Raw genomic sequence first — 9,989 nt, 5'->3', positions numbered from 1 at the left:
CGCCCGGTTACATTTCGAACCCGGAAGCTAAGCCTTACAGCGCCGATGGTACTGCAGGGGGGACCCTGTGGGAGAGTAGGACGCCGCCGAACAATTCTTCAGAGCTGGTCCCCGAACTTCGGTTCGGGGACCAGCTCTTTTGTATTGGCTGTCACTCCTCGTTCACTTTGCCGGACGAGCATCCGGTCCATGGGTACTGCAGCAATGCTCAGCGCCGCGGGCGTCGGCCACGGTGACGAGGTCATCGTGCCGGCCTTCGGGAACATCGATGTCGCCGAGGCCGTGACCCTGTCGGGTGCGACCCCGGTGTTCGCCGACATAGACCCGGTGACGTACTGCCTCGACCCCTTCGCCGTCGAGGCCGCGGTGAGCCCGCAGACCGCCGCGGTCGTCGTCGTGCACCGCTTCGGCCGGCCCGCCGACGTGGCGCGTCTGCACGAGGCCGGGCAGCGGCACGGGCTCCTGGTGCTGGAGCAGGGAGAGTCCGAGACGCCGTACGCCGAGGTGGCCCAGCGTCGTGAGCGCGCGGCATACCTGGACCGGCGGCTGCGCGGCGTGCGGACGCCCGAGGGCAGCGGCGGCCACACCTACCAGCAGTACGTCGTGCGGGTGCCGGGCAACGGCCGGCCGGACCGCGACGCCTTCGCTCGGGCCGTACAGGCCAGGGGAGTCGAGTGCCGGGTCCCCGTGAAGACCCCCGTTCACCGTATGCCGGGGTTCCGGCGGGACGTGAGTCTGCCCGAGACCGAGCGGGCCGCCGACGAGACGCTCGCGCTGCCCGTGGACGCCTCGCTGACGAAGCGTGAGATGAACCGGATCGTCTCGGCGTGCAACGCCCTCGGCGGGCTGCTGCAACCCGCTTTCTGAGCCGGGCTCTCCCGTTTGGGAACACACGCCAGTTCGGGGTACGATCTATTCCGTTGCCACGAGGGAAACCTCGAAAAGGCGGCAGGCCCCTATAGCTCAGTCGGCAGAGCGTCTCCATGGTAAGGAGAAGGTCAACGGTTCGATTCCGTTTGGGGGCTCCGAGAAAAGGCCTCGCCCATCAGGGCGGGGCCTTTTTCATGTCCCGGCTCGTCCCGTGCCGGCCCCGACCGGGGCCGGCACGGGCGTTCCTCGGTACTCAGTCCTTCGGCAGGCCCGGCACCCGCATCGCCAGAATCGCCATGTCGTCCGACGGGGCGTCCGACGCGAAGCGTTCGACCGCGCGCATGATGCGGGCCGCCACCGCGCCCGCCGTGAGGCCCGTGCAGGTCGTGAGGACCTCCGCGAGGCCGTCGTCGCCCAGCATGCGGGTGCCCTCGCGGCGCTCCGTGACACCGTCCGTGACACACAGCAGAACGTCGCCGGGGTCGAGGGTCACCGTCTGCTCGTACAGCTCCAGATCCTCCATGACGCCGAGGAGCGGCTGCGGTTCGGCGGCCGGCTCCACGGTGCCGTCCTGGCGCAGACGGAGCGGGAGCGGGTGGCCGGCGCAGACCACCTTCAATGTGGCGCTGCCGTCCTCCTGGGGCCACAGCTCGCCGTAGAGCAGCGTCAGGAAGCGGCTGCGGGCGCCCTCGTCGAGGATCGCGGAGTTCAGGCGCTCCAGTACGGCCGGGCCGCCGAAGCCCTCGCGAGCCAGCAGGCGCAGGGCGTGGCGGGCCAGGCCGGTGACGGCGGCTGCCTCCGGGCCCGTACCGCAGACATCGCCGATCGCGAAGCCGTAGGCGCCGTCGCGGATCGGGAACAGGTCGTAGAAGTCGCCGCCGACCTCGTTGCCCTCACCGGCCGCGCGGTAGATCACCTCGACCTCGACACCGTCGACGTGCGGGAGTTCCGGTGGGAGCAGGCTGCGCTGGAGAGACTGGCTGATGGCCGTCCGTTCCGAGTACAGCCGGGCGTTGTCCAGGGCCAGGGCGGCCCGGCGGCTCAGGTCCTCGGCCAGTTCGAGGATTTCCTGACGGAAGTGTTCGTCCGTCGGCTTGCCCAGCGTCAGCATGCCGATGACACGGTTGCGGGCCACGAGGGGAAGCACGACGGTTTCGCCACCGACCGCCGAGGCCGTCGCCAGCGTCGTGCCGATGCCTGAGCTGACCGTGGTCGGCTCGCCCAGGCCGAGGCTCCGCATGGACGTGCGCAGCGCCGCCTGGTGGGCCGCCTCCGCCGGGGCCGTCCAGACCCGGGCGCCCGGCGTGGGGATGGGCTCCGGCGGGGCGATCCTCGACAGGAGTGCCTTGAGGCCGTCGATGCGTTCCTCGTCCTCGTGCAGAACATAGGAGAGGTACGGCTCCGACGCCTGGTCGGCGATCGTGTACACCGCGCACCAGGTGGCCAGCGTCGGAATCGTCATCTGGGCCATGAGCGCCAGTGTCTGGTCCCGGTCCAGGGTGCCCGCGAGGAGGTCGGAGGCCTCGACGAGGAAGCTCAGCGAGCCGCGGCGCAGCCGCTCCAGCTCACCGAGGCGGGCCGACTCCACGGCCAGGGCGATGCGGTCGGCCGCGAACTGCAGGCGCAGCGCCTCCTCGTTGGAGTACCGGGAGGCCGACTCGGCCGCGACGCCGAGGGAGCCGGTCAGACGGCCCTCCACCTTCAGCGGGACCGTCACCACCGAGCGCATGCCCGTGCCGGTCAGCAGGGGTACCGCGCCCGGCACGGCGGACAGGTCGTCGTGGACGGCGGGCATACGGGCCGAGCCGTAGCGGCCGGGGCCCGCCTCGACCGGGACGCGGGCGAAACGCTGACGGGCGGAGGGCAGGCCGGTCGAGGCGCGCACCTCCAACTCCGTTTCGTCGTCGGTGGCCAGCAGGAGGAAGGCGGCGTCGCCGTCGAGCATGTCGCGGGCGCGCTCCACCGTGCGCTGCAGAAGGCCGTCGAGATCGTCGGGGGCCGGTGAGCCGATGAAGACCTCGAAGGGGTCCGGGGCCTGGCCGTCCTGGGCGGTCGTGGTGTCGGCCGCGGGACCTCGCAGCGGGGTCTGCAGCACGGCCCGCTCGTTGTCGCGCACCAGCAGGCAGACCGTGGAGGGTTCGCCCGCAGAGTCGCGTACGCGCAGGTGGGAGGCGTACACGGGGACCACGCGGCCGTCGGCGCCGCGGATGCCGTAGCTCCCCTCCCAGCGGGAGAGCCGGAGGGCCTCGGCGATCCCGGTTCCCGTGCCGGGGGTGTGCGGCCAGGCGGCGAGGTCGGTGAGCGGCTTGCCGGTGACCTGCTCGGCCGCGTATCCGAAGAGTTCCTCCGCGTCCTCGTTCCAGGCGGCGATCGTGCCCGTGCGGTCGATCTGGACGACCGCGACGCGGACCCGGCCGTCGGCGAGCGGCAGGAGGTCCGCGGGGAGCGAGGGGCCCGCCGTGCGCGTCCCCACCGGGCGTTCGGGGAGATCGAGCTGGAACCAGACCTTTTTGTGCGTGGGGGTGTACTCCACGCCCCAGCGGTTGGCGAGGGCGGCGCAGAGCTGGAGGCCGCGGCCGCCCTCCCGGTCGGGGCTGCCCATGGTCACGGCGCTCGACTGGAGCGGGATCTCGCGTTCCGGATACCGGTCGGCGACCTCGACGCGTACGCCGTCGTCGCTGCGCAGGCACAGGACGTCCGCGGCGGTGCCCGCGTGGACGACGGCGTTGGTGACCAGCTCGCTGGTGAGAACCACGGCGTCGTCGATGATGTCCGCGAAGCCCCAGCCCTGGAGGGTGTCGCGGACGAAGGACCGCGCGGTCGCCACCGATCGTCCGACGGGCTCGAAACTGGCGGCCGCGCGCGCGGTGATCACAGATCTCCCTGTCCCGTACTCGGCCTGCAGGGCGCCCGGGACGAGGCCCTCCGGCCAGGGCAGAGGCTGATTCCCGCTCTGCCGGGGATCCTGGGGGTGTCCCCCGGGACGCAGTCCGGTGGTCATGGTCCGGTGCCCCTCCGATGCCTGCCCGCTCCTGCACATGCCACCGCCCAGGCCGGTCGGACCGGCGCGGCTGGACAGCCGCATGCAAGGTTACTTACCTTCGCCGTCCATGCGGATGCCGGTCGCCGGTGTTTACGTCCAGAGGGTGTGCGGAGCGTGTGCGAAGCTGCCGAACTGTTATGGCCTGGTTCAGGCATGGTGAAACACTGGGCAAGCTTCCTCAAGGAGGTCCGGGCGGGCCGAGTGTCTCCCGCCAGGCCGGGCAGGAGCACCGCGCGTGCCCGGCGGCACGGGTACGCCTCCGCACGAGCAACCGGTACGTCGAGCAGTACCCCTGAGCACTTGAGTGATGGTCGACCCCTGCGGGAGGGACACAGTGGAGTCTGGCGCAGCGACGCGGGGCACTAAGACGCGCGCGAAAGGCGGACAGTCCCTGAGTAACCAGCGCACGGCGCGCAACGGAACCACCGCGGTGGACACGGCGGCCCTGAACCGGCTGCTGGCGGCCCTGGTGTCGATGAGAGACGGCAATTTCCGCAAGCGGCTGACGGTCTCCGGCGACGGGGTGATGGCCGAGATCGCCGCCGTCTTCAACGAGGTGGCGGACCGGAATCTGCATCTGACCGGGGAACTGGCGCGGGTGCGCCGCGTGGTCGGGCGCGAGGGCAAGCTCACGGAGCGGCTGGAGGCGGGTGCCTGCGAGGGCTCCTGGGCCGCCGCGATCGACGCGTCGAACGCGCTCGTCGACGATCTCGTACGCCCCGTCTCCGAGGTGAGCCGGGTGCTGTCGGCGGTCGCCGAGGGCGATCTGTCGCCGCGTATGGAGCTGCGGACGCCGGGGCGGGAGGGCACGGGGCATCCGCTGCGCGGTGAGTTCCTGAAGGTCGGCCGTACGGTCAACAACCTGGTGGACCAGTTGTCGACGTTCACCGACGAGGTCACGCGGGTGGCCAGCGAGGTGGGCACCGAGGGCAAGCTGGGCGGTCAGGCGCGGGTGCGCGGTATGTCCGGTTCGTGGAAGGACCTCACGGACTCGGTCAATACGATGGCGTACCGGCTGACCGCGCAGGTGCGGGACATCGCCCTGGTGACGACGGCGGTCGCGAAGGGTGATCTGTCCCGGAAGGTCACGGTGCACGTGGCCGGCGAGATGCTGGAGCTGAAGAACACCGTCAACACGATGGTGGACCAGCTCGCGTCCTTCTCCTCCGAGGTCACCCGGGTCGCCCGGGAGGTGGGCACCGAGGGCGAGCTGGGCGGTCAGGCCCAGGTACCGGGTGTGTCGGGCGTGTGGAAGGACCTCACCGACTCCGTGAACCTGATGGCCGGCAATCTGACGGCCCAGGTGCGCGGTATCGCGCAGGTGACGACCGCGGTCGCGAGCGGCGATCTGTCGCAGAAGGTGACCGTGTCGGCGCGCGGCGAGATCGCGCAACTCGCCGAGACCATCAACCAGATGACCGAGACGCTGCGCACCTTCGCGGACGAGGTCACCCGGGTGGCCAACGAGGTGGGTGCCGAGGGCCGGCTCGGCGGGCAGGCGAATGTGCCGGGTGCGGCGGGTACGTGGAAGGACCTCACCGATTCGGTGAACACGGTCTTCCGGAACCTGACCACCCAGGTGCGGGACATCGCGGCCGTGACGACGGCGGTCGCGAGCGGTGACCTGTCGCAGAAGGTCACCGTCGACGTCGCCGGCGAGATGCTGGAGCTGAAGAACACCGTCAACGGGATGGTCGACCAGCTCTCCGGCTTCGGAGCCGAAGTCACCCGGGTGGCGCGGGAGATCGGTGTCGAGGGTGAACTGGGAGGCCAGGCGCAGGTGATGGGCGCGGCCGGAGCGTGGAAGGACCTCACGGACTCCGTCAACACGGCGTTCCGCAACCTCACCGGCCAGGTCCGCAACATCGCCCAGGTGACGACGGCGGTGGCCAACGGCGACCTGTCGCAGAAGGTCACCGTGGACGTCTCCGGCGAGATGCTCCAGCTGAAGAACACCGTGAACACGATGGTGGACCAGCTGTCCTCGTTCGCCGACCAGGTCACGCGCATGGCGCGGGACGTGGGCACGGAGGGCCGGCTGGGCGGCCAGGCGGTGGTGCCGGGGGTCTCCGGAACCTGGAAGGAACTCACCGACTCCGTCAACTTCATGGCGGGCAACCTCACCTCGCAGGTGCGGCAGATCGCCCAGGTGACGACGGCGGTGGCGCGGGGTGATCTGTCGCAGAAGATCGACGTGGACGCGCGCGGCGAGATCCTGGAGCTGAAGAACACCATCAACAACCTGGTGGACCAGCTCTCCGCGTTCGCCGAGCAGGTGACGCGCGTGGCCCGCGAGGTGGGCACGGAGGGCCGGCTCGGCGGTCAGGCGCAGGTGCCGGGCGTGGCCGGCGTGTGGCGGGACCTGACCGACTCCGTCAACGGCATGGCGGGCAACCTCACCACCCAGGTGCGCAACATCGCGCAGGTCGCGACGGCGGTGGCGCGGGGTGATCTGTCGCAGAAGATCGACGTGGACGCGCGCGGCGAGATCCTGGAGCTGAAGAACACCATCAACACGATGGTCGACCAGCTCTCCAACTTCGCCGAGCAGGTGACGCGGGTGGCCCGTGAGGTGGGCACCGAGGGCATCCTCGGCGGACAGGCCGAGGTCCAGGGTGTCTCCGGCACCTGGAAGGACCTCACGCAGTCCGTGAACTTCATGGCGAACAACCTGACCATCCAGGTGCGCAACATCGCCGAGGTCACCACCGCGGTCGCCAAGGGCGACCTGTCCAAGAAGATCACCGTCGACGCCAAGGGCGAGATCCTCGAACTGGTCACCACCGTCAACACGATGGTGGACCAGCTCTCGTCCTTCGCCGAGCAGGTGACGCGGGTGGCCCGTGAGGTGGGCACCGAGGGCATCCTCGGCGGCCAGGCGCACGTCCCCGGTGTCACGGGCATCTGGAAGGACCTCAGCGACAACGTCAACCTCATGGCCAACAACCTGACCATCCAGGTGCGCAACATCTCCCAGGTCGCGGCGGCCGTCGCCAACGGCGATCTGACGCGGACGGTGACGATCGAGGCGCGCGGCGAGGTCGCGCAGCTCGCCGACACCTTCAACACCATGGTGAAGACGCTGAGTTCGTTCGCCGATCAGGTCACCAAGGTGGCCCGTGAGGTGGGCACGGACGGCATCCTCGGCGGTCAGGCGCACGTACCGGGGGTGGCCGGGACGTGGAAGGACCTCACCGAGTCCGTGAACCAGATGGCGTCCAACCTGACCGGTCAGGTGCGCAACATCGCCATGGTGACCACGGCCATCGCCAAGGGCGACCTGACCAAGAAGATCGACATCGACGCCCGCGGCGAGATCCTGGAGCTGAAGACCACCATCAACACGATGGTCGACCAGCTCTCCTCCTTCGCCGAGGAGGTCACCCGGGTGGCCCGCGAGGTGGGTACGGAGGGCCAGCTCGGCGGCCAGGCGCGGGTCCGGGACGTCGACGGCACCTGGCGCGACCTGACCGAGTCGGTGAACGAGATGGCCGGGAACCTGACCCGGCAGGTACGCGCCATCGCGCGCGTGGCGACCGCGGTGACCCGCGGCGACCTCAACCTGAAGATCGATGTGGACGCCTCCGGCGAGATCCAGGAACTTCAGGACTACATCAACAAGATGATCGCCAACCTGCGCGACACCACGATCGCCAACAAGGAGCAGGACTGGCTGAAGGGCAACCTGGCCCGTATCTCCGCCCTGATGCAGGGCCGCCGCGATCTGGAGGACGTGGCCTCGCTGATCATGAGCGAGCTGACGCCGGTGGTCTCCGCCCAGCACGGCGCGTTCTTCCTCGCGATGCAGCTGGTGGACGGCCAGGACCGCGGCACCAGCGCGGACGACCGGTACGAGCTGCGGATGCTGGGGTCGTACGGCTACTCCATGGGCTCCATGCCGACGTCGTTCCGGCCGGGCGAGGCACTCATCGGGACGGCCGCCAAGGAGAAGCGCACGATCCTCGTGGAGAACGCGCCCAGCGGCTATCTGAAGATCTCCTCCGGGCTCGGGGACGCGCCCCCCGCGCAGGTGATCGTCCTTCCGGTGCTGTTCGAGGGGAAGGTGCTCGGCGTCATCGAGCTGGCGTCCTTCACCCCGTTCACGCAGATCCAGCGGGACTTCCTCAACCAGATCGCCGAGATGATCGCGACGAGCGTCAACACCATCTCCGTCAACACCAAGACCGAGGTGCTGCTCAAGCAGTCGCAGGAGCTGACCGATCAACTCAGGCTGCGATCCGAGGAGTTGGAGCAACGACAGAAAGCCCTCCAGGCGTCCAACGCCGAACTGGAGGAGAAGGCCGAGCTGCTGGCCCAGCAGAACCGGGACATCGAGGTCAAGAACACCGAGATCGAGGAGGCGCGGCAGGTCCTGGAGGAACGCGCCGAGCAGCTCGCGGTCTCCATGCGCTACAAGAGCGAGTTCCTCGCCAACATGTCGCATGAGCTGCGCACGCCGCTCAACTCCCTGCTGATCCTGGCCAAGTTGCTTGCCGACAACGCCGAGGGCAACCTCTCGCCGAAGCAGGTGGAGTTCGCGGAGACCATCCACGGCGCCGGTTCCGACCTGCTCCAGCTGATCAACGACATCCTGGACCTGTCGAAGGTCGAGGCGGGCAAGATGGACGTCTCCCCGACGCGCATCGCGCTCGTGCAGCTCGTCGACTACGTGGAGGCCACCTTCCGGCCGCTGACCGCGGAGAAGGGACTCGACTTCTCCGTACGGGTGTCGCCGGAGCTGCCCGCCACGCTGCACACCGACGAACAGCGCCTGTTGCAGGTGCTGCGCAACCTGCTGTCCAACGCGGTGAAGTTCACCGACACCGGCGCCGTCGAGCTGGTCATCCGTCCGGCGGGCGGCGAGGTGCCGATGGCCATCCGGGAGCAGCTGCTGGAGGCCGGCTCGCTGCGGGAACCGGACGCGGAGCTGATCGCGTTCTCGGTGGCCGACACCGGTATCGGCATCGCGGCCAGCAAGATGCGGGTGATCTTCGAGGCGTTCAAGCAGGCGGACGGCACGACGAGCCGCAAGTACGGCGGTACGGGCCTCGGGCTGTCCATCTCGCGCGAGATCGCGCGGCTGCTCGGCGGCGAGATCCACGCGCAGAGCGAGCCCGGACGCGGCTCGACGTTCACCCTGTATCTGCCGCTGCACCCGAGCGAACTGCCGCCGCAGGGTTACGCGCAGCTCGCGCCCGCCCTGGCGGCCGACGAGCTGCTGGCGTCCGAGGCGGAGCTGTCCGCGCCGGACATCGAGACCCCGGCCGAGGTGAAGTCGTACCAGGAGACCCAGAACGGGCCCGCGGCACTCTTCCGGCGCCGGCGCAGGGCGGTCTCCGCGGAGGCGCGGCGCGGCGCCGGCGGGGGACAGGAGCAGTGGCCCGGGGAGCACCGGGAGGGGCCGCAGCCGCGGCAGGGCGTGCGGTTCGACAACGAGAAGGTGCTGATCGTCGACGACGACATCCGCAACGTCTTCGCGCTGACCAGCGTCCTGGAGCAGCACGGCCTGTCGGTGCTGTACGCCGAGAACGGCCGCGAGGGCATCGAGGTGCTGGAACAGCACGACGATGTCGCGGTCGTCCTGATGGACATCATGATGCCGGAGATGGACGGGTACGCCACGACCACGGCGATCCGGCGGATGCCGCAGTTCGCAGGGCTGCCGATCATCGCGCTGACGGCGAAGGCGATGAAGGGAGACCGCGAGAAGGCCATCGAGTCGGGCGCCTCGGACTATGTGACCAAGCCGGTCGACCCCGATCACCTACTGTCCGTGATGGAACAGTGGATGCGTGTGCGGTGATGTGCAGGCCCGTGCGGTGGAGGGGTCTTCGATGTTCACGCGGAGTTGTCGACTGAGAGCGGCCGGGGCCGTGTAGAAGTGGTGTGCGCGGGGAACCTTCTGGTCTCCTGCCGCGTTTCTGCTACGTGCACAGTGACATCGCGGTGACAGGGTGTGGCGACAGGCGGGGTGCGGCTACGATGACCGGCACAAGGACGGGCGGCGCAAGGGAGCCGTCCCCTGGGGTGACGTCGGGCGGCGTCACCCCGAGTCCTGAGGACAGGGGAGGCCCCA

At 69.6% G+C, this 9,989-nt stretch carries 3 protein-coding genes, 1 tRNA gene and 1 rRNA gene; 4 read left to right on the top strand and 1 reads right to left on the bottom strand.

All coding sequences use genetic code 11. The features are described 5' to 3' along the window. The 3 genes from rrf to ACWD5Q_RS31670 all read left to right on the top strand — a co-directional run. Nucleotides 1-92 (top strand): 5S ribosomal RNA (rrf, locus tag ACWD5Q_RS31680); the annotation flags it as partial. 112 nt (nt 93-204) lie between these two features. Beyond that, entirely contained in the window at nt 205-867 is a 663-nt protein-coding gene (locus ACWD5Q_RS31675; RefSeq protein ID WP_451430515.1) for a DegT/DnrJ/EryC1/StrS family aminotransferase, read from the top strand. A gap of 85 nt (nt 868-952) precedes the next feature. Continuing rightward, nucleotides 953-1,025: transfer RNA gene (locus tag ACWD5Q_RS31670), tRNA-Thr, on the top strand. 98 nt (nt 1,026-1,123) lie between these two features. Here ACWD5Q_RS31670 and ACWD5Q_RS31665 read toward each other — a convergent pair. Then, complete coding sequence (locus ACWD5Q_RS31665; RefSeq protein ID WP_451430513.1) at nt 1,124-3,871, bottom strand: SpoIIE family protein phosphatase; 2,748 nt, start codon at nt 3,869-3,871, stop codon at nt 1,124-1,126. A 376-nt stretch (nt 3,872-4,247) separates the two neighbouring features. Here ACWD5Q_RS31665 and ACWD5Q_RS31660 point away from each other — a divergent pair, with 376 nt between their 5' ends. After that, nucleotides 4,248-9,716, top strand: coding sequence for a HAMP domain-containing protein (locus tag ACWD5Q_RS31660; RefSeq protein WP_451430512.1), 5,469 nt, complete (start codon nt 4,248-4,250; stop codon nt 9,714-9,716). The last annotated feature ends 273 nt before the right edge of the window (nt 9,717-9,989 follow it).

The organism is Streptomyces sp. NPDC002513, assembly GCF_053595355.1.
The sequence above is the reverse complement of the archived record's forward strand: the minus strand, read 5'-3'. Positions and strand labels throughout refer to the sequence as shown.